The sequence below is a fragment of the Solihabitans fulvus genome (assembly GCF_008386585.1).
In the GTDB taxonomy this organism is placed as follows: Bacteria; Actinomycetota; Actinomycetes; order Mycobacteriales; family Pseudonocardiaceae; genus Solihabitans; species Solihabitans fulvus.
On the sequence record NZ_VUOB01000092.1, the window covers coordinates 1 to 26652 of the forward strand.

The 26652-nt window shown below is 68.1% G+C and carries 27 protein-coding genes and 3 pseudogenes; 20 read left to right on the forward strand and 10 right to left on the reverse strand.

The window, feature by feature from the left end:
• The first annotated feature begins 674 nt into the window (after window positions 1-674).
• The 4 genes from ltrA to F0L68_RS38785 all read left to right on the forward strand — a co-directional run bounded on the left by ltrA (window position 675) and on the right by F0L68_RS38785 (window position 6133).
• Window positions 675-1877 carry a group II intron reverse transcriptase/maturase gene (gene ltrA, locus F0L68_RS38770; protein WP_223199531.1) on the forward strand — a complete coding sequence of 401 codons (1203 nt, stop codon included), beginning with the start codon at window positions 675-677 and terminating at the stop codon, window positions 1875-1877.
• A gap of 289 nt (window positions 1878-2166) precedes the next feature.
• Window positions 2167-2445 carry a hypothetical protein gene (locus F0L68_RS38775; protein WP_149854914.1) on the forward strand — a complete coding sequence of 93 codons (279 nt, stop codon included), beginning with the start codon at window positions 2167-2169 and terminating at the stop codon, window positions 2443-2445.
• A 181-nt stretch (window positions 2446-2626) separates the two neighbouring features.
• Window positions 2627-3070: a hypothetical protein gene (locus F0L68_RS38780; protein WP_149854915.1), complete on the forward strand. Its 444-nt coding sequence runs from the start codon at window positions 2627-2629 to the stop codon at window positions 3068-3070.
• A gap of 855 nt (window positions 3071-3925) precedes the next feature.
• Window positions 3926-6133: a hypothetical protein gene (locus tag F0L68_RS38785; protein WP_149854916.1), complete on the forward strand. Its 2208-nt coding sequence runs from the start codon at window positions 3926-3928 to the stop codon at window positions 6131-6133.
• Window positions 6134-6225: 92 nt separating this feature from the next.
• Here F0L68_RS38785 and F0L68_RS38790 read toward each other — a convergent pair whose 3' ends face one another.
• The 4 genes from F0L68_RS38790 to F0L68_RS38800 form a co-directional block, all read right to left on the reverse strand.
• Entirely contained in the window at window positions 6226-7305 is a 1080-nt protein-coding gene (locus F0L68_RS38790) for a tyrosine-type recombinase/integrase (RefSeq protein ID WP_149854917.1), read from the reverse strand.
• 90 nt (window positions 7306-7395) lie between these two features.
• On the reverse strand, window positions 7396-7923 hold the full coding sequence (locus tag F0L68_RS38795; protein WP_149854918.1) for a hypothetical protein: 528 nt from the start codon (window positions 7921-7923) through the stop codon (window positions 7396-7398).
• Window positions 7923-8093 carry a hypothetical protein gene (locus F0L68_RS42910; protein ID WP_188317069.1) on the reverse strand — a complete coding sequence of 57 codons (171 nt, stop codon included), beginning with the start codon at window positions 8091-8093 and terminating at the stop codon, window positions 7923-7925. Before F0L68_RS42910 ends, F0L68_RS38795 begins: the two co-directional genes overlap by 1 nt.
• A gap of 791 nt (window positions 8094-8884) precedes the next feature.
• Complete coding sequence (locus F0L68_RS38800; protein WP_188317070.1) at window positions 8885-9808, reverse strand: LysR family transcriptional regulator; 924 nt, start codon at window positions 9806-9808, stop codon at window positions 8885-8887.
• A 109-nt stretch (window positions 9809-9917) separates the two neighbouring features.
• On the opposite strand from F0L68_RS38800, the gene F0L68_RS38805 reads away from it, so the two are divergent.
• The 5 genes from F0L68_RS38805 (at window position 9918) to F0L68_RS38825 (ending at window position 13313) form a co-directional block, all read left to right on the forward strand.
• The gene (locus tag F0L68_RS38805; protein ID WP_149854920.1) at window positions 9918-10334 is read left to right on the forward strand and encodes a carboxymuconolactone decarboxylase family protein; all 417 of its coding nucleotides are present in this window, start codon (window positions 9918-9920) and stop codon (window positions 10332-10334) included.
• A gap of 504 nt (window positions 10335-10838) precedes the next feature.
• Window positions 10839-11252: an alpha/beta hydrolase gene (locus tag F0L68_RS38810; protein WP_223199537.1), complete on the forward strand. Its 414-nt coding sequence runs from the start codon at window positions 10839-10841 to the stop codon at window positions 11250-11252.
• Window positions 11207-11542: a suppressor of fused domain protein gene (locus F0L68_RS38815; RefSeq protein ID WP_149854922.1), complete on the forward strand. Its 336-nt coding sequence runs from the start codon at window positions 11207-11209 to the stop codon at window positions 11540-11542. The genes F0L68_RS38810 and F0L68_RS38815 overlap by 46 nt, the downstream gene beginning before the upstream one ends.
• Before the next feature lie 398 nt (window positions 11543-11940).
• Window positions 11941-12429, forward strand: coding sequence for a nuclear transport factor 2 family protein (locus F0L68_RS38820; RefSeq protein WP_223199532.1), 489 nt, complete (start codon window positions 11941-11943; stop codon window positions 12427-12429).
• Entirely contained in the window at window positions 12426-13313 is an 888-nt protein-coding gene (locus F0L68_RS38825) for an alpha/beta hydrolase (protein WP_149854923.1), read from the forward strand. Before F0L68_RS38820 ends, F0L68_RS38825 begins: the two co-directional genes overlap by 4 nt.
• Before the next feature lie 483 nt (window positions 13314-13796).
• Here the strand turns inward: F0L68_RS38825 and F0L68_RS38830 are convergent, their stop codons facing one another.
• The gene (locus F0L68_RS38830; RefSeq protein ID WP_149854924.1) at window positions 13797-14453 is read right to left on the reverse strand and encodes a response regulator; all 657 of its coding nucleotides are present in this window, start codon (window positions 14451-14453) and stop codon (window positions 13797-13799) included.
• Window positions 14450-15571 carry a sensor histidine kinase gene (locus F0L68_RS38835; protein ID WP_149854925.1) on the reverse strand — a complete coding sequence of 374 codons (1122 nt, stop codon included), beginning with the start codon at window positions 15569-15571 and terminating at the stop codon, window positions 14450-14452. The genes F0L68_RS38830 and F0L68_RS38835 overlap by 4 nt, the downstream gene beginning before the upstream one ends.
• 186 nt (window positions 15572-15757) lie before the next feature.
• Here F0L68_RS38835 and F0L68_RS38840 point away from each other — a divergent pair, with 186 nt between their 5' ends.
• The gene (locus F0L68_RS38840) at window positions 15758-16189 is read left to right on the forward strand and encodes a hypothetical protein (RefSeq protein WP_188317071.1); all 432 of its coding nucleotides are present in this window, start codon (window positions 15758-15760) and stop codon (window positions 16187-16189) included.
• An 11-nt stretch (window positions 16190-16200) separates the two neighbouring features.
• A complete protein-coding gene (locus F0L68_RS38845) occupies window positions 16201-16614 on the forward strand; it encodes a hypothetical protein (protein WP_149854926.1) in 414 nt (137 codons plus the stop codon).
• Between the two features lie 588 nt (window positions 16615-17202).
• Here the strand turns inward: F0L68_RS38845 and F0L68_RS38850 are convergent.
• The gene (locus F0L68_RS38850; protein ID WP_188317073.1) at window positions 17203-17505 is read right to left on the reverse strand and encodes a hypothetical protein; all 303 of its coding nucleotides are present in this window, start codon (window positions 17503-17505) and stop codon (window positions 17203-17205) included.
• Window positions 17506-17749: 244 nt separating this feature from the next.
• Here F0L68_RS38850 and F0L68_RS44685 point away from each other — a divergent pair, with 244 nt between their 5' ends.
• From F0L68_RS44685 to F0L68_RS38870, 4 genes are all read left to right on the forward strand, one after another.
• Entirely contained in the window at window positions 17750-17875 is a 126-nt protein-coding gene (locus F0L68_RS44685) for a hypothetical protein (protein WP_276313922.1), read from the forward strand.
• A gap of 29 nt (window positions 17876-17904) precedes the next feature.
• A complete protein-coding gene (locus F0L68_RS38860) occupies window positions 17905-18585 on the forward strand; it encodes a helix-turn-helix transcriptional regulator (RefSeq protein ID WP_223199533.1) in 681 nt (226 codons plus the stop codon).
• The gene (locus F0L68_RS38865) at window positions 18582-19004 is read left to right on the forward strand and encodes a VOC family protein (RefSeq protein ID WP_149854928.1); all 423 of its coding nucleotides are present in this window, start codon (window positions 18582-18584) and stop codon (window positions 19002-19004) included. Before F0L68_RS38860 ends, F0L68_RS38865 begins: the two co-directional genes overlap by 4 nt.
• Before the next feature lie 129 nt (window positions 19005-19133).
• The gene (locus F0L68_RS38870; protein ID WP_149854929.1) at window positions 19134-20060 is read left to right on the forward strand and encodes a hypothetical protein; all 927 of its coding nucleotides are present in this window, start codon (window positions 19134-19136) and stop codon (window positions 20058-20060) included.
• Here F0L68_RS38870 and F0L68_RS38875 read toward each other — a convergent pair.
• Window positions 20009-20251: pseudogene (locus F0L68_RS38875) on the reverse strand (hypothetical protein); the annotation flags it as partial. The gene F0L68_RS38870 and the pseudogene F0L68_RS38875 sit on opposite strands and share 52 nt — an antisense overlap.
• A gap of 120 nt (window positions 20252-20371) precedes the next feature.
• Here F0L68_RS38875 and F0L68_RS42915 point away from each other — a divergent pair.
• The 3 genes from F0L68_RS42915 to F0L68_RS38890 all read left to right on the forward strand — a co-directional run bounded on the left by F0L68_RS42915 (window position 20372) and on the right by F0L68_RS38890 (window position 23235).
• Window positions 20372-20656 carry a cadmium resistance transporter gene (locus F0L68_RS42915; protein ID WP_188317072.1) on the forward strand — a complete coding sequence of 95 codons (285 nt, stop codon included), beginning with the start codon at window positions 20372-20374 and terminating at the stop codon, window positions 20654-20656.
• Window positions 20657-20897: 241 nt separating this feature from the next.
• Window positions 20898-22571 (forward strand): DUF7405 family protein, encoded by a 1674-nt coding sequence (locus tag F0L68_RS38885; RefSeq protein ID WP_223199534.1) that lies wholly within the window; start codon window positions 20898-20900, stop codon window positions 22569-22571.
• 217 nt (window positions 22572-22788) lie between these two features.
• Entirely contained in the window at window positions 22789-23235 is a 447-nt protein-coding gene (locus F0L68_RS38890) for a Fur family transcriptional regulator (protein WP_149854930.1), read from the forward strand.
• A gap of 134 nt (window positions 23236-23369) precedes the next feature.
• Here the strand turns inward: F0L68_RS38890 and F0L68_RS38895 are convergent, their stop codons facing one another.
• Window positions 23370-24806, reverse strand: coding sequence for an LCP family protein (locus tag F0L68_RS38895; RefSeq protein ID WP_223199535.1), 1437 nt, complete (start codon window positions 24804-24806; stop codon window positions 23370-23372).
• Between the two features lie 439 nt (window positions 24807-25245).
• Between F0L68_RS38895 and F0L68_RS38900 the strand changes: the two genes are divergently transcribed.
• Complete coding sequence (locus F0L68_RS38900; protein ID WP_223199536.1) at window positions 25246-25551, forward strand: phosphoribosyltransferase domain-containing protein; 306 nt, start codon at window positions 25246-25248, stop codon at window positions 25549-25551.
• A gap of 261 nt (window positions 25552-25812) precedes the next feature.
• On the opposite strand, the pseudogene F0L68_RS38905 reads toward F0L68_RS38900, so the two are convergent.
• Window positions 25813-26196, reverse strand: a pseudogene (locus F0L68_RS38905) (hypothetical protein); the annotation flags it as partial.
• Between F0L68_RS38905 and F0L68_RS45585 the strand changes: the two are divergent.
• Window positions 26194-26296 (forward strand): annotated as a pseudogene (locus F0L68_RS45585) (IS30 family transposase); the annotation flags it as partial. The pseudogenes F0L68_RS38905 and F0L68_RS45585 sit on opposite strands and share 3 nt — an antisense overlap.
• Window positions 26297-26652: the final 356 nt, after the last annotated feature.

The following is a 26652-nucleotide window of genomic DNA, read 5'->3' on the forward strand; positions in this document are numbered from 1 at the left end:
TTGATCTTCGCAAATCCAGTCTGTGTGCCACGAACGCAGGAGGTTGCCTGATGTAGTGGGTGACTGAGGCGGAACTGCACGGAAGATGAGGGATTGTCGGCCCCTCGGAGCCGCCCTTCGGGGGGAGGCTTCAAACCGCCCTCCGCTGCGTTGGTTGGAGACCGTCGTGGTGAGCGGTGAGGGAAAAGGCGCACGTGATGCGTCAGGTGGGGGTCAGGAAGGCGTTGCATCACAAGTCCCGCAAGGGATCCACCGTTGATAGCGTCGTTATTTGCTGAAGTGGCATCAAAACCGGGTTTTAGACTGGGCCCGGGATGAGCCTGGCGGTTGCCCGGATCGTTGGCCAGGTGGTGCCCGGCGCAAAGGTGGCGCGAGCCTGACCTGCGGCTTTCGTGCGGAACGTGGGATAGCGTGCCCCGACACTGTCCGCCCCCGGTGGGGTGGCGAGAGGGAGGCTTCCAAGCGTCTGAAACGCGAGGAACTGAGTACCGTCGCGGGGCACGCGGACGGACCGGCTCGTAGTAGCGGTGAAGCTCCTGCTTGATGCGGTGGGAGCGGAGCGAAGGTGCCGGCTCATCCGTGGTTCGTTCGTCTGATCAACCAGCGGTGCTGGGAGGAATCTCGTGGATGGACCTGTATCACCAGGCAAACCGTTCGACATCACGAAGCAGGAGGTGTGGCGGGCGTATCTGAAGGTGGCGGCCAACAAGGGCGCGGCGGGGGTCGACGGGGTTGACCTGGCGGGGTTCGAGTCCGATCTGAAGGGCAACCTGTACAGGATCTGGAACCGGATGTCGTCAGGCTCCTATTTCCCGCCCCCGGTGCGTGCGGTGGAGATCCCGAAGGCCCACGGCGCGGGAACCAGGATGCTCGGCGTACCGACTATCGGCGACCGGATAGCGCAAACCGTTGTGGCGTCCCGGATCGAGGCGGTGGTGGAACCACGGTTCCACCCCGACTCGTATGGGTACCGGCCCCGACGGGGCGCGCTGGACGCCGTGGGTGCATGCCGGCAGCGGTGTTGGAAGTACGACTGGGTCGTCGATCTGGACGTCCAGAAGTTCTTCGACACCGTGCCCTGGGACCGTGTCCTCGCGGCGGTCGAGGCCAACATCGCGCTGCCCTGGGTGATCCTGTATGTGAGGCGGTGGCTGGCCGCGTCCATCCAGATGCCCAACGGCACGCTGGCCGCACGGGACCGCGGCACCCCGCAGGGGTCCGCTGTCAGTCCCGTGCTCGCGAACCTGTTCCTGCACTACGCGCTCGATCTTTGGCTGTCACGGGAGTTTCCGGGCTGTCCGTTCGAGCGCTACGCCGATGACGCCGTGGTGCACTGCCGGTCCAAAGTGGAGGCCGAGACTGTCTTGGCTGCGCTGCGGGACCGGATGGAACAGGTCGGCGTCCGGTTGCATCCGGACAAGACCAGGATCGTGTACTGCAAGGACGGCAAACGACGTGGCTCGTTCGAGCATACGGAGTTCACCTTCCTCGGGTTCACTTTCCGGGCGAGAGGGGTGCGTGCGGGGAACGGGAATGTGTTCACCGGGTTCGGCCCGGCGGCCAGCAAGGACGCCATCAAGAAGATGAGCGCGCAGGTGAAGTCCTGGCGGCTGCACAGGCGCTCCGGTCGCACGCTGGGGGACATCGCGGACGCGATCAACCCGGTCATCCGGGGGTGGATGCAGTACTACGGTGCCTTCTACAAGACCGCGCTGCACCCACTCCTCCGTCGCATCAACGACTATCTGTTGCGGTGGATGCGGAAGAAGTACCGACGGTTGCGGCCCTTCAGGAAAGCGTGTGGGGCATGGAAACGGGTGACCAGCCAGTACCCGGCGTGGTTCGCGCACTGGGGATGGGTCCATACGTTCTGGTGAGAAGGATGAGAAGAGCCCGGTGACGGGAGACTGTCACGCCGGGATCTGTGGGAGCCCAGGGGTGAGATCCCCCTGGGCGACCCGACTACCAGGGGCTCCCCGGCCATGTTCGCGGGGCTCGGCCCGTCTCCTGTCCGTCTCTCCTTGCAGCTCGCCCGCACTCGTTCGGTGTTCAACGCCAGAATCCTGGTGAGATCACCTCAGTACGTCGAGTATCCGATCCCGGTAGAACTCTTCGAAGAATTTAACAGATTTGAGCGATTTCCTTGGAACGGCAGGAAATAAACCCATGGACGAGGCATTTAAAAAAGGGTTGATCGTTAATGGTGTCGTAGTGGAACATCGAAATCATGGTCTGCTGGTCCGCTTTTCTTCAGGGGAATTTGGTGTTGTAGATGAAATGTATGTAAGCGACGTGTCGATGGCGCCGACCGACTGGCCGCCCATTGGTCAAACGATCACAGTCGTTAGCTTGGGGCGCACGAGTGGGACCCGCTATCGACCTAGTCATCTGAGGCTAAGTGCACGGCAAAGCGATATAGATATCACCCGAGGGTGTGAAGGGTGAGATGAGGGCGTCGGCGAAAAGGTTCAGCTCTTCCATGCAGATCAAGCGACATGGTGGTACTTATGGACGATTCCGCCGAGACGGTCCTGTCGACGTATGACAGGGCGTTCGACCCGGTCGGGCTCAAGGGCTGCGGCCGGGCTTGTAAGAGTGCTGCGGCGGCAAGCGACCGGTGAGTCCGATGCAGGTCGTAGCGCCACTCGTACTCGCGAAGCGCGCGGCGGCCGGCTCCGCGCGGCTGGCCGCCGCCCTGCTGGCGGTGATGGGTGCCGGGGGAGCGGTGGCGGCGACCGGACCGGGCTGGGCGTGGCTGGTGCCCGGACTCGTGATCGCGGGCGTCTGCGTGGGGCCGGTGCTGACCATCAACTCTGTGGTGGCCGAACGCCTGATGCCCGAGCACCGGCGCGCCGAGGGCTTCGCGGTCCTCAACACCGCCCAGGGCTTGGGTTTCGCGGCCGGATCGCTGAGTCTGGCCGTCCTGCCGGCGACGGCGGTGGGCCTACTCGCCTCGGCGACCCCGTTCGCCGCCGCACTCGTCCTGCTGCGCTCCCGGGCCGGACGCCGTACCCAGGTGCTCGATCACCTCGCTGGATCCGAGGTCGAGGCCGAACACCGCCACGCGTGAGGTGGCCTGGCTGCGTCGTCATGAGGACGAGGATGACGACCTCTTCGAGGACTGGCCATCATGAGTCGCTCGATGCCGTGGCCGGAATGTGCTGTGACACAAGGCATGTCCGGCTGGATGCCGGGCGTTCACACTGAACGTGCTGGAGCAAAACTGGAGCAGGGATGTGTGTTGAACCTTCATTGAACCGCGCTGTACGGCACTCAAGTGCAGTGACCACAACGGGTTTGACGTGGCGATTCTCTGTTCTTGCAGGTCAAGGGCACTGTCCAGAGCCGCCGAGTGCACTGGCAGTGTGAGGGTCAGGGGTTCGAGTCCCCTCAGCTCCACTCGTGCTAGGCACACGAACGAACCCCGCTGACCTGCACCAACCCTCAGGTCGGCGGGGTTTTTGCTGTCCGGGAACGATCATCGTGTGACGCCGAACTGGAGCAAAACTGGAGCACGGCCCTGAACCCCGCGAAACAGGGTCACGATTCTGCTCCAGGATCCCCTGCTGTCGTTCGTGGCTTTGACGGACGTGTTCTCGCCGATGGCCGCTGTTGGTGTCGGCACTGCCGCTGTGGGGGATTGCCGGGCTGACCGGTCTGCTCGCCGCACAGACGACGGGGAACCGCCGATCACCCCGATCCCGGGCGGCGGCGACACCGTGGTCGCACCACCAGCCTCCCCTCGCCCACGACTCGTCCATGGGCCGTTACCCGCTGTGAACCAGCCAGCTGAGCGGTTCGGCGGCCCGCACAAAGATCGTTGCCGTGCCCACATGGTCACTAACGCCCTGGGACAAGATTCAGGTGAGTGGGCGATGCTCGTAGGCTGGCGTGCTGACAGCACTGCTGGCCATGGAGGTCGAGCATGTCCGAGCCTGAGGCGCTGGTGGTCCGGTTGGCATTGGCGGTTGCCTGCTCGGCGTGCCAACAACCTCAGCCGGCCCTCCTATCGGGAGCGTGTCCGGACTGCGGCACGCCGCTTGATCCTGATGCCGTTGCTGCCGTACGAGACGCGATTCGTCAACGGCGCGATGCCTTCCGGCGCCGGCTCCAGCAGCTGGCGAAGCGGATGCACTCCCTGACCGATCCCCCACTCGTCTTCGCGCGGCGGGGTACACCCCGCAACGACAACCACCATCTGGTCGAGGTGCTCCAGCCGGCCTTCGGGACGCTGCGCACCTCCCGCCAGACGGTGGCTGAGTTGCTGGCTACCGGCACCTGGGCTCCCGAGGAGCATGGCACCGTAGCCGCGTTCAACGCGCTTGTTCAGGCTCTCGACGCCGCGCTTGACTACGTCACCACTCTTCGGACGACGATGCCACCGATCGGGTGGAGGGCCGTGCACCGCGAGTTGACTCGGGCAGCGGCGGAGCAAGCCCGAGGGAACGTGCTCATGGCCTTGACGATCACCGCCCCCGACCTGGTAGCCGCCCGACGCCAGAGTGAGGCAAGTAATCAGGCGTTTGCCACGGGTACTCGGCATGTCGAGCGCGTCGCGGCGCTCATCAACCGTATCCGGCAGGCACCCCGTGACGGACCTTTTCAGCTCGACGGTTCCTTGGACATCGCCGCACTGACATGGTCGAGCACAGGGCAGAAGGGCATGTCGATCGCCGACGGCGCCACCATCGTCCGGGAAGCTTTTGCGGATATTCCAGGAATGTCCTCACTGCCAGACGAGCACGCGCTCATGCTGCTTCCCACGCTGGCATCCTCGGCGCGAGCCGTTGACCTTGATCTGCTCATCCGGCGTGCCCAGGAGCTGCGCAAGGTTCTTGACGATGCGGACCGGAGCACGCCGTGGATCACGGACCACGGGTTGCTGATCAGCCGGCTCAACCGCGGCGGAGCGCGACTGATGGACGAGGCGGAGCGGATCGGACGGGAGTGGCGCCATCAGCTTCCACGACGTCACATCATGAACACCCTCACGGAGGTGTACCGCCAGCTCATCGAAGGAGCGCTGCGTGACCTCGGCGGTGCCGTTGTCGTCGCCGCCCGCGGTGCCGCCCGCAACGCCACGTACCAGCAGGACGTCGTCGATGGAATGAAAGCCGGGAAAGTCGTTGACGAACTGCGCTGCCTGGGCGTCATGCGGGAGATCGATGTCGACATGGTGTACCGCAACGCCAGCGCCCACGCCGACATTGAGGTCACGGATACCGGTATCGTGGCCACCGAGCGGGTCATCGAGAACGATAGGGTGAAATCCTCATCCACAATGAGTGCGTCCGATGAGGAATTCTACGAAGATCTCGTTGCCCTGCAAGAACTCTTGATGGCAATGCAGCTTGCCGTCCTTCCTTGGCTGTGGCTGCACACCAACACCACCATTGCCGCAGCCGTCGCGTCAGCACCCGCCGACGATCAACAACGAGCCCACATCCTCGCACTCCTCGCTGGAATGTCGGGTCTGCGCGATGTCGTGGTGTCTGTCGACGAAGACCTTGTCACGGTCTCAGCTACACCGAATCACGCCGTCAGCTTGGCTGAGACCGCGAGGAGTGCCCTGTCGATTGCCCCTGGCGCGTTGGGTGCCGTGCCGAGTGCGGGCCGCGTGAGGCTGAACATCGACGGTCTGGTTCCGGTGACGTTCACTCGCACGGAGTTCCGCCCGCCCGCCGTTGATGACGAGGCACCGCACGAGCTTCCGTTGCTCGGCCTCGTCAACGCCAAGTGGTTGATCGACAGCGGTGCTGGGCTGGGTCCGCAGGAGGAAGCGAAGTATGTGACGTGGCCGTTGGCGCTGCTGGCGTCGCAATGCGCGGACCTAGTCGTGAGCACGCCGCCGGAGACAGAGAACATCGACAGCGCCATCACATCCCTACGGATCTTCCGAACTCGCCTCGACGAGGTCATGCCCATCAACCGTTCGTCACTCACGCAGCGCGCAGTGACTCAGATCGACATCTTGACGGCGTCGCTGAGGGGACTAGCTCAGAGTCGCCGGGGCCAGGGTTCTGCGACCGAAAGCCTTGCCTGTGGGCAGCAGGCCGTGGCAGCGCTCGAAAGCATGAAGCAGATTCAAGCGGAGGCTACCGCGATGTTCGTCGTCAACTCGCAGGTTGACTGACGAAGTCACGTTTCCAACCAGCAGTCAGCCAACAGTGGCGGAACCACCGCGAGCCCGCGCGGCGCGCGGGCTCGGCCGGAGACCGACACAGGCTATGCCGCATCTCTCCAGGCGGTGTCGAACTCAATCCGTTTGCGCGCGGTCGCCTCTTGACCGGCAATGCACTTCGCGTAGATCTGGAGCAGCACCGCGACGCTGTGCCCCGCCCACTCGGCGACCTGGGTTGGCGCAACCCCTCCGTTGAGCCAGGTGGACACCGCTGCGTGGCGCAGCTGGTAGGCGCGACGGGCCAGCGGCGAGGCGAACTCGTCAGCGCTCAACGCGGACTTGCGCGCCTTGCGCCAGGCGCGGCTGTACGTGCTCTCCGAGAGCTGGCCGGCCTCCCGCACGCCGCGGAACAGGAACCCGTCGGCGTTCGAGCCGAACTGCCGCAGGTGCTCGCGGAGCAGGCTGGTCAACTGCGGCGGGCACGGTACCGAACGGGTCTCGCCCTTGGCGCGGTGCTTGAGTTCCCGCCGATCGCGCCGCTGGCCGGTCTCGCTCCAGGCCGCTCCGGTTTCGGGCGCCGACTCCCACAGCAGCAGCTCGCCCCAACCGTCCTCGCCCTCGGCGAACTCCCATCGCTGTCGGTCCTCGTTCCACACCTCCTGCGGAATGTTGAGATCGGCCTTCCGCAGGTTGACGGCCTCGCCCGGACGCAGCGCCGAGTAGTACATGACCCCGAAGAACGCCACCTGGCGCGGCCCGGCGGGCTCCTGCTGCCGCACCGCGCCGAGCAGTCGAACCGCCTGCTTGTGGCTGACGACCACGCGCTTGTCGATGGCCCTCACGGTCTTCGGGTTGCGCACCTTGAGACCCGGGATCGGGTTTGTCACGAGTGCCTTCCGCTCGACCGCGTACTCCATCACGTTGAACAGCACCGACCGCTTGCGCTTCACGGTCGCAGCCGCGGCCGGCTTGCCGTCCAGCTTCTGCGCGATCCGGTTCATGAGTGCCCGCGCCTCCTGTGGCTCCTCCAGCGCCGACACGGGTTTGGTGTTGCCCGCCAACCACTTCAGTGCGGCCCGGACTTCCTCGGGCGCTTCCACCGTGTCGCGTCGGGAGACGTTGAACGCCCATCCCTGGAGTGCGTGCCGGACGGTCGTGGCGGCGTTCGCCGTCGACCACTCCATGCGGCCGGGCACGCTCGACTGTTCGTCGGGTGATGTCCAGCGTCGGGCGGGTGTCCTCCCGGCGCTCGTCTGACATCGTCACGCCGCCGCTCACTCGCCCCCCTTGGGGCCAAGCACCTGGAACCGGTTGTGAATTCCGCCCACCAGGTCACCGTCGCCGTCGCTGTCCGGGTCGACTTCACCCGAGCGTAGGTCCACCGTCACCGTGAACCTCCGGCCAACGCACCCGAACTCCTCGGTGAGTGACTCCTCCACCACACTCCCGAAATCCACGCTGCTGCTGACCGAGCCGTCGCTGAACAGCACCTTCCCGGACTCGGAAGGGAAGAACCCGTTGTCCCACTCCGTCGAGCCGAACACCACACCGACCGGCGTCGGCGTCCCCTCGCCCGGCGGGAACTCTTCGGCCAGCACCGTGCGGACCCGATCCACGATGTCGCTGTCGTTGTCGCTCGATACCAGGTCGCGCACCGCTCGCAGCAGCAGATCACGCTGCCTGGCATCCAGCTCTCGGAGCCCAGCGGCTGCCGATCTGTCGCTGGCCAGGTCGATCGTCACCAACACCCGCACCTCGCCCCCGTCCCCGTTGGCCTTCTCGCGCGCCGTCAACGTCGTCATCAGTTCTCCTGTTGGTTCTCGAACGCCACGATCAGCGTCGCGATCTGGTCGCTGGTCGGGGCAGCGTCGAAGGACTCCTCCAGCGTCAACTCCTGGCCGGTGTCCTCGCGGTACACGTCGAACGACACGCCGTCGTCGCTCCACGTCGACCGGGTCACCACCACCGGCACGCCGTTGACGACCAGCCGCGGAGGGCGTGGACGTGCATGATCTTCGCGTCAGCCACGGGGACTCCATTCCCACAACGGCACCGTCACCGAATAGTCCAAGGCGTTGTGCGCTGCCGGGTACCCGTCGCGCCACTGCCACGCCGACACCGGCGCCGTCTCGTTCGTGCGCCGCAGCAGCGTGACGTCGGTGGAGATCGTCCCGGGCCGCCGCCGCAGGACACCGCCGTGTCGTCGCGGAACGTCCTCGCGTTGAACGTGATCGACACCTCCGACGCTGGGTAGCCGACCGTGCCGCCCACCACGCCGATACCGCCGCCCGGCACGCCGTTCCACGGCACAGCCAGTCGCACCGCGTCGCCGGCCAACACCGGCCACGGCTGCACCGGACCCTCACACACCGCGTCCGGCTCGTCCATGCGCACCCACCCGAACCGGTGGTGGCTACCGAGGCCGGTTCTCCGGCCCGCGCCTAAGTAGGGTCGGATTGGGGGATCTGCTCCTCGACCCCTGAAGTGACCGAAGTGCCAGGCGGAGTGCAGGCCTATCGCCCGCCGTCCAGGCCCTCCAACTGGCGTCAGCGGCATCGTCGGCGAGCAGGTGCTCGCCGACGATGCCGCCCAGCGTTTGGCGGGCCACACCCACCGCGCCGGCCAGCGCCTCCCACGAGTGGTCCGACCGGCGTCCGGTGAACGCGCGAGCGTGGGCGGCCAGCGCCTCGATCAGGTGGCGTCCGCTGTCCTGAGTCGGCCCCGGCCTCCAACCCGCTGCCCTGAGACCGGCGGGCCGCCGGGTCAGTCCACGGGTGGTCCGGATTCACCGGGCGGCTGCTCGCCGGCGGAACGGACCTCGGCCAGCACCGCCCGCAGTCGTTCAAGTGCCGGATTCCGGTCGCCGACGCGCCACACCAGCCGCAGTGTCGTCCGGGTCCCGGCCAGCGGCCGGGCGATCACACCGACCCGGCGCAGCGCGCGATGCGAGTCCGATAGCACCGCCCCGCCGAATCCGGCCGCGACCAGTGCCAGCACCGTCTGCACGCTGCGGCCCTCGGCGCCGATCCTCGGCACCACACCGGCTTTCGCACAGAGGGCGAGGATCTCGTCGTGCGACTGGGGTGACACCTCCCGCGGCCACAACACCAGCGGGATCCGGCCCAGCGCGGCCAGCGGCGCGGGACCGGGGCCGAATCCGACCGGATGGCCGTCGGGGACGAACAGCGTCATCGGCTCGTGCCACCACTGCCGAGTGGCCAGTCGGGGATCCCGCATCGGCAGCCGCTGTACCGCGAGGTCGTAGCGGCCGTCGAGTACGCCCGCCGACATCTCGGTGTCGCTGAAGCTCTCCTCCAACCGCAGGGCGACCCGTGGTAGTTCGCGCCGCACCCGGCCCAGAACCGCGCCGAGCGGCCCGTTGATGCCGGAGCCGGCGAAGGTGACGGTCAGCTTGCCGCTGCGGCCCTCGGCGGCGAGCCGGACGTCCTCGACGGCGGCCTGCGCCTGGGCCAGCACGATCCTGGCCCGGTCCACCAGTGCGTCGCCGGCCGCTGTCGGCACCAGGCCGCGGGCCTCCCGCTCGAACAACTCGGCACCGACGCGCCGCTCCAGTTCCTTCAGCTGGCGGCTGAGCGTCGGCTGGGTCAGTTTCAGTTTCCGGGCTGCTGCGCTGATGCTGCCGGCTTCGGCGATCGCCACCGCATAGCCGAGTAGTCGTAGGTCCATCCATACCTCCCAGGCATGGGAACCATATCTATTCATGCCTGTCCAGCTGAGATCGGGCGGTGCCGGGCGATGCTGGTGTCATCGCAAGAACGAAACGAAAGGGATCACGATGACCACGAACACGACGACCACGAAGCAGGACCGCTACGAGCACGGCATGTCGGTGCTGGACCGGGTGGACGGCGAGGCTGGCCGCCGGATCGTCGACGCCCTGTCCGACACCTCGCCAGAGCTGGGGCATCAGGTGGTGGCGTGGGCGTTCGGGGACATGTACTCCCGGCCCGAACTGTCGCCGCGGGACCGTCAGCTGGTCACTCTGGGTGTGCTGACGGCGCTGGGGGGCTGTGAGATCGAACTGGACGTGCACGTCAACGCGGCGTTGAACGTCGGCCTGACCCCGTCGGAGGTCTCGGAGGCGCTGCTGCACTCCGCGGTCTACTGCGGGATCCCGCGGGCCATCAACGCGACTCTGGTCGCCAAGAAGGTCTTCGGTGAGCGGGAGCTACTGCCGATCAGCAACGTCTAACGCGCCCGGCGCCGGAGGCGGCGGCGCGCCGGAGCCGTGACTCACAGCGGCCCAACGTGGCGCGGTGACCCGCTGCCGACCAGGCCGTGGTTCACGCCGGTGTCCGAGATGCCGCGCGGGGCGACCGCGATGGGCGGGTGGACACGCCGTTCCGATCCAGACAGTGAGATCTGGGTTCTGGCTCTCGTTGCGGATGCTGTTGGTGATCTTCAAGTGACTGCGGCCGCTTGAAGATCACCAGCAGCATCCCGAAAGTGCGCCAGAGCCGAACGTGTCTTACAGTCCCTCGCGGGTGGACGTTAGGACGTCCAGTTCGGCGACCTCGTGGGCGTGGGCGGTGTCCTGGTCGGTGCAGTGGCGGGGTGCACGCGGAAGTCGTCGAGCTGGCCCACCAGGTCCGTGACCCGTGCGCCGCTCGTGTCGGGCCAGTCTCCGTCGACCTAGACCTTGAGGAGTGTGGCGTGCGGGGCTGCCCGGAGTGGTCGGGTCGAGGCCGTGGCCGCGATGATGGGCGAAGCCGAAGCGAGGAGAAGTGACGGCCGCCAGGAAGAGGCACCCCTGACGGCTTACCTCAACGACATCCGGGCCGCCATCGACCACGTCCGGGGCGCGACCGGCGCGACGTTGGTGACGCTGGTGGGTGCGAGCTTCGGTGGCGGTCTGGTCGCCTACTACGCCGCGAAGTGTGCGGACGCGGTGAACCGCTTGGTTCTGCTCAACCCGCAGCTCAACTACAAGGTGCGTTTCGTCAACGAGAAACCGTTCTGGGTCAATGACACTCTCGACGACGGCGCGGCGCGGTCGCTGGCCGAACAGGGGTACATCGCGCATTTGGACACGTTCCGGCTGCCCGCGGGGGCAAGGACGCGCCTGTGGGCTGGTCGTTCGTGGTGCTCCAGGAGCTGGCGAAGTACGTGATCGGCCACGGTGTGCTGTTAGAGCCGGGCCACCGTCTTGATCTGCGTTGTCCGGTGACCGGTCATCCTTGCGTGCCTGAGGCTCCTTCGACCGGGTTGACCGTCGTCGCGGTCACGACAGATCCCGAACTCGGGCAGATCGACACGCCGCACGGCATGGTGCGGTTCCTGCCGGTGGTGGGTGCGACGGTTGCGGAGAAGGCTGAGATGGTGGCGTCGAGCACCGCTGCGGTCCTGGCCCGGTTGGCCACGAGCAACCCTCTGCTGGTCACCGATCCTCGACGCGCGTGAGGACCCGTGTGGTCGCGCCACGCGTGGCTGGCGGGCTGATCGCGGTTGGACAGACTGCGCTGGTGGGTGCGGGCGCGGCGGCTGCGGGATCGCCGCCGCGACCTCGCGGTGTTCCACGGCCTGCGGTCCACGGAGGGCCCACCCCGCCGGGTCGGAGAGCCGCCACGCAACAACGGCATCGCAGTGCTGGTCGGCTGGCAGCTCCGGCCGGCACCCGGACGGCGCGGCGGCCGCCGTGCACCCGCCCGGCGGCCCGCCATGCGCGTCGTGATGGCTCGCGGGCATCGAGCGATGCTCGACGCGTATTGGACCGGTCGCCGTCGGGAAGCAAAGAATTGACGTGCGCGGATTGGGTCCCTTGCTGGACGCCGCGCCGGACACCGCGAGAGGAAACGAAGATGTTGCCGAACGAATCCGTAAGCGACCTGGCGGACCGCGTCGCGATCGTCGAGACCTGCACCAGGATGGCGTGGCACACCGACCAACGCGAATGGGACAGGCTGGCCGAGGTCTTCGCGGACATCGTGACCCTGGACTACACCAGCCTCAACGGCGGCGAGCCCGCCGACCTCACCCCGGCCCAGATCGTCGGCGCGTGGTCCGGGCTGCTCGGCGCGCTCGACGCGACTCAGCACCTGATCACCAACCACTTGGTGGCCGTGACCGGCGACGTGGCCGTGTGCACGGCGTCGTTCCAGGCGACGCACCGGCTGGCCAATCCGTTCGGCAGTCCACTGTGGACGCTGGGCGGCACCTACCGTTTCGACCTGGTCCGCGCCGGCGCCGCGTGGCTGATTCGCGGCGTGGTGATGACCGCGACCTGGGCCGACGGCAACAAGGACCTGCTGGCGATCGCCTCGGCGAAACTGGAGGAGAACGCGACATGACCGTGCGCACCGAGCTCGTGCGTTTCGACAGTGTGGGGAGCACCCTGGTCGGGAACCTCTTCCTGCCCGAGATCGACTCGGCCGTGCCGGCAGTCGTCGTCGCCGGGACCTGGACGAGCGTCAAGGAACAGATGGCGGATCGGTACGCCGAGCGGCTCGCGGAGCACGGAATCGCCGCGTTGTCCTTCGACTTCACTGGTTTCGGCGCATCGGAGGGCCAGCCGCGCGATATCGAGTCGCCCTCGGCGAAGGTCGCCGACATCCGTGCCGCGACGGCGTTCCTCGCCGGCCATCCGGCCGTCGCGTCGGACCGGATCGGCGCGCTGGGCGTGTGCGCCGCCGCGATGTACATGAGCGCCAGCGCCGCCGATGACCCGCTCGTCCGTTCCCTGGCGCTGGTCGCGCCGTGGCTGCACGACGCCGAGATCTGCCGCGAGATCTACGGCGGCGAGGCGGGGATCGCCGAGCGGCTGGCCGCCGGGGAGGCAGCCAGGCAGCGGTATGAGGCCACCGGCGTCGTCGAGTACGTCCCGGTGGTCAGTGCCACCGACCCTCGCGCGGCCATGCCTTATGACATCGACTTCTACCTCAACCCCGAGCGCGGCGGCATTCCGCAGTGGGGCAACAGGTTCGCGGTGTTGGCCTGGGCAGGCTGGCTCGGCTTCGACTCAATCGCGCTCGCGCCCAGGCTCACCGTGCCGGCGATTCTGGTGCACAGCGAGGACGCCGCGATCCCCGACGGGGCCCGCCGCTTCCACGCCGGACTCGCCGGCCCGAAGCGGCTGCTGTGGATCAGCGGCACCCAGTTCGACTTCTACGACCAGGAGCCAACCGTGTCGACCGCCGTGGACGCCGCCGTGGTCCATTTCCGCTCCACGCTCTGAGCCGACTGTCCGTATCCTGCGCCGCAGGGGAGATCTCCAAGCACAGTCCGGAAAGGACCCATCCGACTCCTTCCGCACCCCGCGACCTCGAGGGGAAGGTCGCCGTGGTGATCGGCGGCTCGCGCAACCACTCGCCGCCTGGGCCGCGCAGATACATCGCGTCGCGGCGAACCTCGCCGTGAATGTCGGTGTGGGTCGCGCGCCGCGCCGCGCCGTCGATCGCCGACAGCTCCGCCGCGACCCGAACGGCGATCTCGTGGATCTCCTCGGACGCCATCACGCCTCTCCTTCGATCACGCCACGGCGGAACGTCGCGACGACCGCCGCGTGTCGGCGATCATGAAATTCGGCACTGCCGCTGATCAACGACAACGGCTCGATCTTCATGACCGGATCCATACTTACAGGGCACGCGCTGGCCGCGGGCGTTCGGGCATCAATGCATTTCCGCCATCTGACCCTCGGGCGTTTCCGCGATTCCGATCACGACGTCACGGCGAGTCCGGCCCGGACGGCGAGGACGACGAGCTGGGCACGGGTGCGGGCGTTGAGCTTGGCCATCGCCCGGGTGACGTGGGTACGAACCGTTGCGGGAGAAAGGAAGAGAGCGTCCGCGATCTCGTCGTTGGACCGGCCGGTGGCGACCCATGCGGCGATTTCGCGTTCCCGGCCGGTGAGGGTGTCGAGGCCGTCGACGGCGGTCGGCGCACTCCACCGCTGCGCGAAGGTGGTCACCAGCAGTTTGGTCACCGACGGCGAAAGCAGCGCTTCCCCGGCGGCGACGACGCGGACGGCGTGGGCCAGTTCGGCGGGCGCGGTGTCCTTGAGGATGAACCCGGCGGCGCCTGCGCCGAGCGCCTCGAAGACGTAGCGATCGATTTCGAAAGTGGTGACGACGATGACCCGCACCGCGCGCAACGCCGCGTCGGTCGCGAGGTGACGCAGCAGCTCGAGGCCGTCCATGCCAGGCATCCGGATGTCCAGCAGCATCACGTCAGGCCTGCCGCGCCGCAGCTGGATCAATGCTTGCGCGCCGTTGTCCGCCTCACCGACGACCTGCATGTCGTCTTCGCGGTCGATCAGCGCGCGCAGGCCCATCCGCACCAGCTGGTGGTCGTCGACGAGCAGCACCCGGATCACGATTCCGCCTCCGGCAGGGGAACCCGGGCCGCGACCCGGAATCCGCCGCCGTCGCGGGGACCTGCTTCCAAGTGGCCGTGCAGTTCTTCGACCCGGCGGCGCATGCCGGTCAGCCCTCGCCCGGGCGGCGCCACCGTCGCCGGAGTGCCCCGGCCCCGGTCGGTCACCTCGACGAACAGGCCGGCGTCGCGCCGGCCGATTGTCACGCGGGCGATGGTGGGTCCGGCGTGGACCAGCACGTTGGTCAAACCCTCCTGCACCACGCGGTAAACGGTGGCGGCCAGTGGTTCCGGGATGAGTCCGTCGACGGTGATGTCGACCGGGAGACCGCCGGTCCGGACGCGGTCGATCAGTTCGGCGAGTCCGGTCAGCCCGCTTTTTTCCGGGTGAAACGCTTCCAGCATCCCGCGAAGATCGGCCAATGCGCTCGCGCTGGTGTCGCGGACGGCTTCCAGCGATCGGCGAGCCTGGTCCGGCTGCTCCTCGAAGGCGAGCAGGGCCACCCCGGCTTGCATGGTGATCAGCGCGAAGCCGTGGCCCGCGATGTCGTGCACCTCGCCGGCCATCCGGATCCGCTCCTCGAGAGCCGTGCGCGAGATCAGGTCGTCGCGAGCCCGCCGCCGGGCCGCGTCCCGCACGTGGACCAGCGCGCCCAGCGACCACGGCAGCACGATCCAGCTGGACCAGACCAGTGCCAGCAGGCCGGGTTCGTGCTGATCGCCGAGCACCCGGACGAGGACTGTCCCGGAGGCCAGCGCGGCGGCCAGCCCGCACGCCGCCGCCGAACGGACCAGCGTCTGTTGCCGCGCGACCTCGAACACCGCGATCACCAGGCACAGCAACACCGGCCCGTACGGATAGCAGGCCAGCAGATAGCCGTTGACCAGCACCACCGCGCCGGCCAACGCCCCCAGCGGGGCGACCCGACGCAGGCCCATCGTCACCGCCGCGGCCGCGATGAGGAGCGTCACGCCGAGCGCGTCCAGCGGGATGGAGCGGGTGCTCTGGGCGGAGGAGACGGCGATCGTGCCGGCGACCACGGCGGCCGCGAACAGCCCGGCGGACAGGACGTCCAGCCGGGCCTGACGGGGAATCCGCGCGCCGCGAACCACGTGCATGCCCGCCAGCATGACCGCCGGCCCCACGCGTGTCGTCAGCCGTCGAGCGATACCGGCCTACGTCAGCTGACGTAGCTGGTTCGGCGTCAACGCCGCCTTGTGTCCGATGTGGTCACCGGGACCCCGCACCCACGCTGGAACCCACCGAGGCGACGTCCGCCTCGGCAACCCGGAAGGAGGATTTCCGTGACAACGCGCGTGAATCCGTTGCCCTCGCCGCGACGTAGGTGGGCCGCCCGGATCGCGATCGGGCGGGCCACCGGCCGGCACCGGACATTCCTGATCGCCACCTGCGTGGCGCTGGTCCTGGCCGCGATCGGCGACGAGGCCACCGGCTACGACGGCCCCGGCCCGTTCATCTATCCGGCGTTCGCCGTGCTGGTCGCGCTCGTGGCGTGGCGCTTCGCCCCGCTGCTCGTGGTCCTCATGAGCGCGTTCTTCATCTACGGAGGACTCGCGTCGTCCGAGGCCGTGCACCGGCTGACCGAGCCCGGCCAAGTCCTCGACTTCACCGCCGGCTGGCTGCAGATGCTCAGTTTCGCCGCGGCCGCCGGCTTCGCGGTGGCCGCTGTCTTCTTTTCCCGCCGTACCAGCCCGAATCGTCGATCTCAGTCGTGAAGGAGTACACCATGTCCCGTCTTCGCCGGCTCACCCGCAGCTCCCTCGTCTCGTTCGCCGGCCTGCTCGGCGCCATCGCCGGCCTGCTCATCCAATGGGCCGCCAACCCGGCCAAGTTCTCCGGAGCCCAGCAGTCGTTCGGGATCCCGTTCCCGCCCGGCATCCTGTTCATCGTCGGGGCGGGGCTGCTGATGCTGGTCACCTCCCGCTGGTGGTGGCATCCGATCTTCGCCGTGCTCATCGCGTTCTGGATCGCCGTCGTCGGCACCCTCGCCGGTCAGCTGACGCCCAATCTGTTCTCGCACAACATCGGCACCGTGGCCGGGAACGCCATCATGACCGCCGCACTGCTCCTCTCCGGCGTCGCCGGTGTCGTCAGTATGACCTCGGGACGGCGGACGTCCGCCGTCCCGGCACCGCAGTGACCTACCAACCGCCGGCTTTCCGGCCTGTGCTGGTCGAAAACCCTGTCATCTGCTGTGAACTGGAGTTTTACGAGGTGGGTCGGTACTCGTTGAGTAGCCCTCCAAGGCGTTGCTGGCGTGTGATCTTGTGCGTGTCGAAAACGCCATCCACGTAGGTCCGGGCCGCTATACCCAATATTCATCACTCGCGATGAGTCCGGGTAGTTTCGCTCACCATCGTCGCACGGTCCGGCGGCCCAGTCGCACGTCGCTCGGGGAGCACGGCGGGGAGTAAATGGGGAGCAACCATGTGCGCCGAACGGTCCTGAATTGCATTCAACGGCTCCGAACGGACCCGCGCCGACCTGCGAAAGTTGTATTTCCGCAGGTCGGCGCACTATGTCGTCCTTGGTTCACACCTATGAGTTCACCGGCGACACTACGGCTCAGTCTGGCGACGACGCGTCGAACCCCGCTTCGATCACCAGCCGTCCGAACAAAACCGCGATCGCGCCTCGTTGACCTCCGGGTTGACCTCCGGGGCGCGACTCTTCGCTGACGAGCGCGAACTCATGTCGGTCGATGGTCGGGTCCGAGGCGCCACCACCGTCAAACCAGACTGAGCTGCTTGCCGGGGTGATCAGTCACAGCCGCAACCAGCTCCTTGATCCACCAGGCCGGCATCCGCAGACCCTCGGTGTGGTGCGTCGCGATCCAGTCGTCGGCGGCGCGACGACGAGCCTCAACGAGGCGGGCTGAGCGGAACGTTTCAACTGCCGCAAGTGCTGCGGCCAACTCGTGCAGGCGGGGCTGTAGCCGGTCCACTGCGGCCTCGGCATGTCGGTGGACGAGGTCACGAGCCTCGCCTACGACTCGCTGGATCGCCCAGTGCTGCTCGGTGTCATCGGTCATCTCCGACAGTGCCGGCAAGGCGCTATCGGGAAGCACTTGGCGCGGGAGGCAGGGGCCACGCACATGACGGTCTCCTGCCTTGGCGCGTCGGGGCATCCGCGGGCGCGCGGGCTGTACTACGGCGTCGGGTTCCGGGAGTTGTCGCGGGACGGGCCGCTCATCAAGGCCAGCACCGCCGGCTGAGCACGCACGGCGGTGCTCGGACACAGGGCGGGGCGCGGCGGGGCCTGCGATACTCGGGGCCGTGAGCAGCGAGTACGTGCACGCTCGCCCGGCGCGGGCGCTGTGGCCGCACATCGCCTGGTACAGCGGCTATCGCGAGGTCGGCGTGGCGCCAGGGCGACACCGTGGGCTGCCTCGCCGTACCTGACGCTGATCTTCGCGCTGGACGACCCGATCGTGATCGCCCAACACGTCGACCCGCGCCAGTCGCCCGGCAGCTATCACGCGATGGTCGGCGGCCTGCACACCTCGCCCGCACTGATCACCCACGACGGGAGCCAGTCCGGTGTCCAGGTGGCGCTGAGCCCGCTGGGCGCGCGGGCGTTGTTGGGGGTGCCGGCCGGCGCGCTGGCCGGTCTGGACCTTGACGCGGCGGACCTGTTCGGCTCGGTCGCCGGGGAGATCCGAGAGCGGCTGCTGGCGGCCGCCGGGTGGGGTCGGCGCTTCGACGTCCTCGACCGGATGCTGCTCGCGCGGCTCGGCGCGTGCCTGGTCCCGGCGGCTGAGGTCGGCCACGCCTGGCGGCGGCTGTTGCGCAGCGGGGGAGCCGTCCCCATCGCCGCGTTGGCCGACGAGGTGGGCTGGAGCGCGCGGCACCTGACCGACCGCTTCGCCGCCGAGTTCGGGCTCACGCCGAAGGCGACGGCTCGCGTGGTCCGCTTCGACCTGGCCCGGCGGGCACTGGCCGGGCCGGGCACCATCGCGGCCGTGGCCGCCACGCACGGCTATTACGATCAGTCGCATCTGGTCCGCGAGTTCCATGCGCTGGCCGGTTGCTCGCCGAGCGCGTGGCTGGCGGAGGAGTTCGGAAATATCCAAGCCCGCGCCCAGGCCGAGCTGCCACCCTCGGGCCCATGAACGATTTCGTGCCCCCGCCCCAGGTCTGGCCCACGCTGCGCGCCCGCGACGCCCGCGCGCTCATCCGGTTCCTCGTCGACGTGGTCGGCCTCGAGGATACCGCCGTCTACGGCGAAGGCGCCGTCGTGCAACACGCCGAGCTGACGTGGCCGGAGGGCGGCGGCGTCATGCTCGGCTCGGAACGGCCCGACGCCGGCATGTCGACGCAGTCGGGAACCTTCGGTGCCTACGTCGTCACCGACGAGCCCGACGCCCTCTACGCCAGGGTCACGGCCGCCGGCGCGCAGATCGCCGCCGAGCCGAGCAGCACCGACTACGACTCCAGGAACTTCACCCTCCGCGATCCGGAGGGCAACCACTGGACCTTCGGCACCTACCGGGGCGCGCCACGCAAGCCGCGCGAGGGCGTCGGCGACTGACCATCGGCGCGCGCGTCATCGGGATTTCATCGGTCAGCACTACCGTTCGCCGCGGCGGATCGACGGATTCGTTTGATTCGCTTGATTTCGCTGGACGGCACGCGTGTGCGGGAACTGAGGTGGGCGGCGATGGTCCCCGATGGAGCGGGCTGGACACGCCTCGGTGCGCACCGCGCGACCAGTGTGGAAACGCGGGTGGAAGCGGGCGGAACCGTGCTCCAGTCGGCGCTGGGCGGCGTGCTCCTGGTCCCGTTCGTGGCCCTCACCATGTCCGACGCGGCGGCGCGGTTCATCGGCGCCGTCGTGCTGGCGGTGGTCCTGTGGGTGGCCCTGCGCGCGTGGGTGTCCGGGCGGCGCCCTGCCGCCCGCCTCGACCTGTACGAGCGCGGCCTCACTGTCGCCGTCGGCGGGCGGCTGCGCGTCGTGTGCTACGACACCACGTCCGGCCGCCAGGACACCGTGCGGCACGTCGGCGGCCACACCGTCCACGTGCACACCCTCACCGACCTCGACGGGAAAACGCTGGAACTGCGCGGCACGTGGCGGCGTAGCTGGCTGGGAGTGGTGCGGCACAGCGGGTTCGGCGACGCGGACCAGTGGGCGCCGGCCATCGCGCGGGCCGTCGCCGAAGCGCAGGCGCCGGCCGCCGCGGCGCTGGTGAGCACCGTCCGGACGAGTCGCGCCGCGGCGGGGCTGACGGCCCTCGGCCTCGTGCTGGTGCCGTCCACCGCCGTGGCCTACGTCGTCATGAATGTGTTGGCAGGCCAGAACTTCCAACGTCTGCGCGCGCAGTGCGCGATCAGCCACGCGGGAGTGGCGTGGACCAGGAGCTATCCGGTCGGCCTGCCGCTCTGCGCGGTGATCTTCCCGGCGCTCGCGGTGCTGGCGGCCGTCGGGGTGATGGTGCTGCGCCGCCCGGCGGCCTCGTGGCTGGCCTTCGCCGTGCTCGTGCCAGCCCTGGTGTTGACCGCCGGGGGCGTGTTCAACCTGGAGGACTACGTCAGTTACGCCGGCGGCGAGGCCGGCACGTTCGGATCGCCCTGCGGGAGCGGCTGACCGGCGGCCCGCCGCGCCGGGTCGGGTACCTCGGCGAGCAGCTCCTCCGACGCGGACAACCGCCACGCCTCGAAGACCAGTTCGGTCAACTCGTCGGCCTCGATGCCGGCCAGGTAGACGACCACCCAGCCGAACCCGCCGGAGGTGAACTGCTCCTCGAACACGTCCGGTCGCTCGGCGACACCGGCCTTGCCCAGGTCACTGGCCTGGCCGTCAGGGTCGAGCACGGCCTGCCACACCCACTCGGGCAGCCGGCCGATCGCGGTGCGGGCGCGGGCGTCGAGGTCGAACCCGACCGAGTAGTGCGCCTGGTGGCCACGGCGGGCGTTGAGCGCGGTGATGTGGTTGACCAGTTCCAGGGTGGCGCCGACAACATCGCCGTGTTCGTCCCGTTGTTCGACAGCCTCGGCACGGTCCAGCTACTGCTCACGCTGACGGTGTTCGTCGCGATGTTCGGCCTCTGGTGCGCTGTGGCGACCTGGCTCGGCACCCGCTTGAGTGCTGTCAGGGCCGTCCGCCGTCTTGGCAGCCGTGTCATACCGATCGTGTTCATCGCGGTCGGAGCGATCATCCTTGCCCAGGCCGCGATCCCGTGACACCGATGAGCACACCTCGGCGGGTTGTCGCCACTCGTAGGGGTTTTGTGTCCCTATCTTGAGTTCTTCGCTCGTTTTAGCATTTCCAGTTACGAGGTCCCAGTGGACTGCCAGCACGCCAACACTCTGCTTCAGGCGGGCGACGGCGACCCAGCCGCGCTCGGAACCTCAGAGGTAACCATAGAAACCCCTGCCTCGCATCCTGTAGCGAGAGGTATCAGTCATGCCCCCGAATGAATTCATGAGTCACAAGATCAGCCGGCGCAACGCACTCAAGGCCGGCTTCGGATTCGCGGCCGCGACCCAACTCGCATTGATCGAGTCGGTGGCCATCAGCCCCACCAGGGCCATGGCCACCAATACGGGACCGTTCCCCATCATCCAGTTCGACATCGGAAGCTTCATCAACGCCCCGGCGACCTTCAACGACGGCGCTGGCAACGTCGTGGCCCAGTTCGGCCCGGTCTTCACCTACTTCGTGCCGGCCGTGCTGACTCGCTGCCCCAGTCCCACCGATCAGCGGGTGCTCAACGACGCGCTGAGCACGATCGAGCAGTTCTACAGCTTCAGCCCCAGTGGAATGTTCGTGTTCGTCTCCTACAGCGTCCGCTACTTCAACCGGCTGCCCGGCGGCATCAACGGAGCACTGGTCCAGAGGTTCATGCCGCAGATCCTGAACGGCCGCAACCCCGACGGCACCACGAACGCGCTCGCGCGGGCCGTGGCCATGCCCACCGACGTGGTCGGTGGCGTGGTCGGTGGGCCAGGCGCCCCCGTCAAGAACGTCACCAAGGACCGCTTCAACGTCAACCTCATGCTCGAGAACAACGACATGCTGTTCCAGATGCGCAGCGACTCCATCGCCAATCTCAACGACGTGCTCGCCTGGCTCAAGGGCAGCAACAGCCTGGCAGGCAACGGCATCCCCTCACCGGCGTTCAACGGCCTGCTGTCCTTCCAAACCACCCGGGTGCAGTTCGTCCAGCAGGGCATGCCCCGGCAGGTCGCCGACACCAACAACTTCGAGTTCGCGCCCAGGATCAACCCCGACTCCCCGATGTGGATGGGCTTCGCCGACCAACAGGTCGACTCCAGCGGCCCCGCCCAGATCTGCACCTTCGCCGGCAACGCCTCCGCCGGCCTCACCAACGCCACCCAGGGCGACTACTTCGGGCAGGGCGCCATCCAGCACTTCTCCCACGTGATCCTGGACCTGTTCCAGTTCTACGCGCTGCCCAACCAGGACTCCCGCCACCCCGACGGTGAGCCGGCCACCGAACGCCTCATGTACATGTTCCGGGCCAACCAGACCGGCTCACCCGCCGGCCTGGCGTCGCCGTTCAACGCGGGCGACGCGTTCACCAACGGCGGATGCCCCGCGTTCGTCAACAACACCTTCCAGGGCGCCAACGATGCCGCGCTGGCCGCACAGGACGGCGGCGGTCAGTTCACCGCTGGGGACCCGGCGTCCAAGCAGCAGACCGAGACGTTCACCGGGTTGCCTCGGATCGGCCACGAATCCGCCCTACAGCGCTCCTCGCGCGCTTCCGACACCACCCCGATCCACATCCGCATGGACGGCCCCGGCCTCAGCGTCATGGACGTTCCCGCCTTCCAGACCCTTCCCAGCGGCGGGACCACCGTGCCAGCCGGGAGCAACCAACCCAAACTCCAGTTCGCCATCTTCGTGCCCACCTCGGAGTTCTTCCGCCAGATGCGAACCAATGTGGCCGCTCAGGACCTCCAGGTGCAGTTCGCGGTCGATCCCGGCGACAACGGAATCGAGCGGTTCATCACCACCACACGCCGGCAGAACTTCCTCGTCCCACCACGGCCTGTCCGAGCCTTCCCCCTCGTAGAGTTCACCAGCTCCGTCTCGGCCGCGACAGCGGCCGACCCACCAGGCGCCGGCTGATCGAACCGGTCCACCGCCTCCTGGCACCCGGCGAGCCATCGGCGGGGTGTGCGGGGGCTCGGATGGCTGGCACTCCTGTTCTCGTGCCACCCGAGCCCCCGCCTACGCCAGGTCGGTGAAATCGGCCGATCCAATGCCGTCATGGCTGAACCGCTGTCGGGCCGAGCACGTACTACATGCTGTGGTGAAGGGTTCACAGGGGTAGAGCGGAACAGCTATGGAGGATGTGCCCAGCGCCAGCGAACCAGCTCCACCGGTCGACGCGGTGCGCTCGGCCGGGCTCAGGGTCACCGCCGCACGAATTGCCGTTCTCGAGGCCATTCGTGCCGGCAATCACCTCGACATCGACACGATCGCCAACCAGGTCCGTGCCCGGCTTGGGCAGATCTCGATCCAGGCCGTGTATGGGGCTGTGCACGCCTTCACCGCCGCAGGGCTCGTCCGGCGGATCCAGCCGGCGGGCAGCCCCACGCGCTACGAAGCCCGCGTCGGCGACAACCACCATCACCTGGTGTGCCGCGAATGCGGGCGGATCACCGACGTCGACAGCGCCAGCGGCGAACCGCCCTGCCTCGAACCCGCCGACGACGCCGGCTACCTGATCGACGAAGCGGAGATCACCTTCTGGGGCCACTGCTCCACCTGTGCCACACCAGCAGGTTGAACCGCCGCCGGTCGACCAGGATCACCCTGCCGGGCCGAGACCCCGCGGACTTGTCTGCTCCACCGGCCGTCAACATGATCGTCTTGCCGGACATCGCCGGACCCGCCCGTTTCGCGCGAACGGGGTGTATCGCGTCAGTTGACGCAGGGGATGCCGCTGCCGTCGACCGGCTGACCCTGGGGGCCGTTGTCGGTGGTCGCTGTCGGCGTGGCGGCCTGCCGGGGCTGGCCGGCCCCGCCACCAGGGCCTGTCTGCTCGAGAGCGCTGGGCAGGCTGAACTTCGGTCCGAGGACAACACGGATGTGGCCGGCTGCCAGCGTGTTGTCGGCCGCGACGGCCAACCCGCCCAACAGGGCCGCGGCGGTGTCGGCGTCAGCCTTGGCGCCGCTGCCGTAGGTCACCGAGGACGGCTGGCTGGCGGTGTTGTCGACCTGTCCCTTGGTGAATCCCTTGGCGGCCAGGGCGTCGGCCACCTTCGTGGCCACGCCGGGCTGTCCTCCGGTGCCGTTGAGGACGTCCACCGTGCTGGCGGGCTTGGCAGTGGAAGCCTCCGGGGGCTTGACGCCGAAGGCGGTCTGCACGATGGACTGGACCTTGGCGACGTCGACCTTGTTCACCGACTGCTTGTCGATCGTCGCGTAGCCCTCGATGGGCAGCGTGGTGAACTCCATCTTGCCGCCGGTCAGGTTCTGCGCCTGGCCGGCGAAGGCCGTGACGTCCCAACCCGAGGAGATCACCACGTCCTTCTTGGCGGTGTCGATCAGCTTTTGCAGCTTGCCCAGGTCGGTGAAAGTGCCCGCGCTGCGCAGCTTCTGTGCGACCGAGGCGAGGAAGGCCTGCTGCCGGTGGGTGCGGTCGAGGTCGCCGTTGTCCAGTCCGTGCCGCTGGCGGACGAACGCGAGTGCCTGTGAGCCGTTGAGAGTCTGGTGGCCCGCGGGGAAGTCCGCTCCGGAGTAGCTGTCCTTGACCGCGTGGTTGAGGCAGACCTCGACGCCGTCCAGGGCGGTGGCCAGGTCGTAGAAGCCGGCCAGGTTGACCTCGGCGAACCGGTCGATCGGCACGTCAAGGAAGTCCCGCACGGTCTGGATGGTGGCCTTGCGGCCCGCTTCGCGGCCCTGGGTCTCCAGCGTGTGTCGGTCGGTGACGCCCTGCTTGGCCAGATCCTGTTCGGTGTAGTACTTCTTCAGCCCGTACGCCTCTTTGATCTTGGCGTGGTCGTAGCCCGGAATGCCCTGCACCGCAACGTAGTCGTCGCGCGGGATGGAGAACGCGGTCACCTTGCCGCCGTCGTTGGGCACATGCATGATGATCAGCGTGTTGGTGTTGTAGCCGCCCTCGTTGCCGTCGCCGGCGTGCAGTTGGTCCAGGATCTCCGGCGGCAGTTGGTTGCCGTCCTGGTCCTTGCGGGAGTCCAGGCCGATCAACAGGATGTTGGTCGCACCGTCCTTGGACTTCGGTGCGTCGGCGCTGATCGCGTCGGAGGTGTGCAATCCCTGTGACAGATCGCGCAACTTTGCCCACGTGATGCCGCTGAGCAGCAACACCAGCACGGACAGCATCCCGACGAACACCCGACCGGCTATCGTCAGTGAACGGCGAGGCCCCGGCCGCCCCGAACCGCCTCGTGTTCGGACCTGCGGTGCCGCTCGCATGGCGGGGTACGCCTGCCGAGTGGGCGCGGGAGGCGTGGGCCGCCACCCTTGCGGAGGCCGGCCGCCGCTCCGGTTCTCCGAAGGAAATCCACGCCCGTCGCGCTCCACGTCCGCTCCCCATCGCCAGGGTGGTGCCCACCTGTCCGGACGAGGAGACGTCTCACCGTGCGATCGGTTGCCCAACTGAACCGAAGTCGGCTTTGTGGATCATGTTCCGTGGCGTGAAGGACCCGCGCTATCCACGAGGTGTAGTGGTCGCTACTTGCCGCTTGGCGGCCGTGGCAGCGGCGCGTCGCCCTGCCTTGTCGCTCGATGAAGTGACTGGGGCCGTGCCCGCGTCGGCCGATATTCCGGAGTGGTGTGGACCGGCGGTTGGGTGGCCCGCAGGCTCGGCGTTCGCCTGGTGGACACCGGGCAGACTGATCTCCGGGCGCTGGCGGGCCTCGCGTTGCGGCTCGACACTCTCCGCGCGCACCTGCTGGTCTCCAGCGTGCTGGGAAAGTACGTGCCGGCGCCACCGGCCAAGGCCATCCTGGCCGGCGAGGCGCTGGGCCGCGCAGTGGCGGCCTGCCTCGGTGAGCCGCCCAGGTGCTGGTTCGCCGAGACCGCGACCGCGCTGGGGCACCTGGTCGCCGATGTGCTGGATACCCTGACACGCAAATAAGTCCAGTTCGTACGGATTTCGGCAAGCGAAGGCCGTCGGTGGCGGCGATGCTGGTCGCCGGGTGGGATGTCAGGGCCGTTCAGTCGACGCTGTCGAGGAGGTCGCTGAATCCGAGCTGGTTGAGTTGGCTGATCTCGCGTCGTGCGGCGCGTTCGGGATCGAGCCGGAAGAAGTAGGCGCCGCCGAGGTCGCGATAAGCCCCGATCCACGGACCGAGGTTGAGTGTTCGGGTGGCCTTGGGCAGGTGGGAGGCTAAGGGCCTCAGGCATGATTCAACCGCTGGTCTGTCCAGCTTTCCACTGTTGTCCCTGACCGTAGAGGCGGGATCGGGCGGTCATACCGTCGAGAGAACACCATTGTGGCGCACCAGAGGCGTTGCCATGTTGCTGCCCAGGGCCAGTGGACAGACAGGCGCAGCACGGGCGTGCGCTGTGGACGGGCCAACCGGGCAGGAACGGCGATGATCCTGCGGCCCAGGGTCGCGCCGCGAGCGCGGCCGAGCGTCGGGGCGGCGACCGCGCCGCCGGCGCGCAGCAGGTTGTGTGCCATTGCGGCGCACAGCACCGAGGCCGAGTTCGCGCCGAACCGCCCGGACGGCAGATCCGCCAGCGGCCCATCGATTAGGTCGGCGAACACGGTCTCGATGAAGTGCAAGATCGGCTCCAGGCCGGCCACTGGGAAGGCGACCTCGTTGTCGGCCACGGCAACCGATCCGCGATCGCCACCCTGGTGGAGCGCTCCACCTGCTACACGATGATGCTGCACCTGTCCGGCGGACGCGACACCGACCAGGTCCTCGACGCCCTCGTCCGCCGAGTCTCACTCTGCCCAGCTGCTGACACGGTCTCGGACCTGGGATCAGGGCAGCGAGATGAACCGTCACCGCGAGTTCACCGCGCGGGAGTCGGCCAGCTCGTAGATCGCCCCGAGCGGCCACAGCAAGAATCAGTCTCCGCCGTCCGCCACTTCCAGTCCGACGCTGACCGCCACTCGGCGGGCCATGCACCGTCGCCCGATCACCGAGGCCGAGCAGGCGATGTCGGCTGGTCAGTGTCTCGGGTCGATGTGGGTGGCACGCCGCCAGGCGGCGCGGCGTAGCAG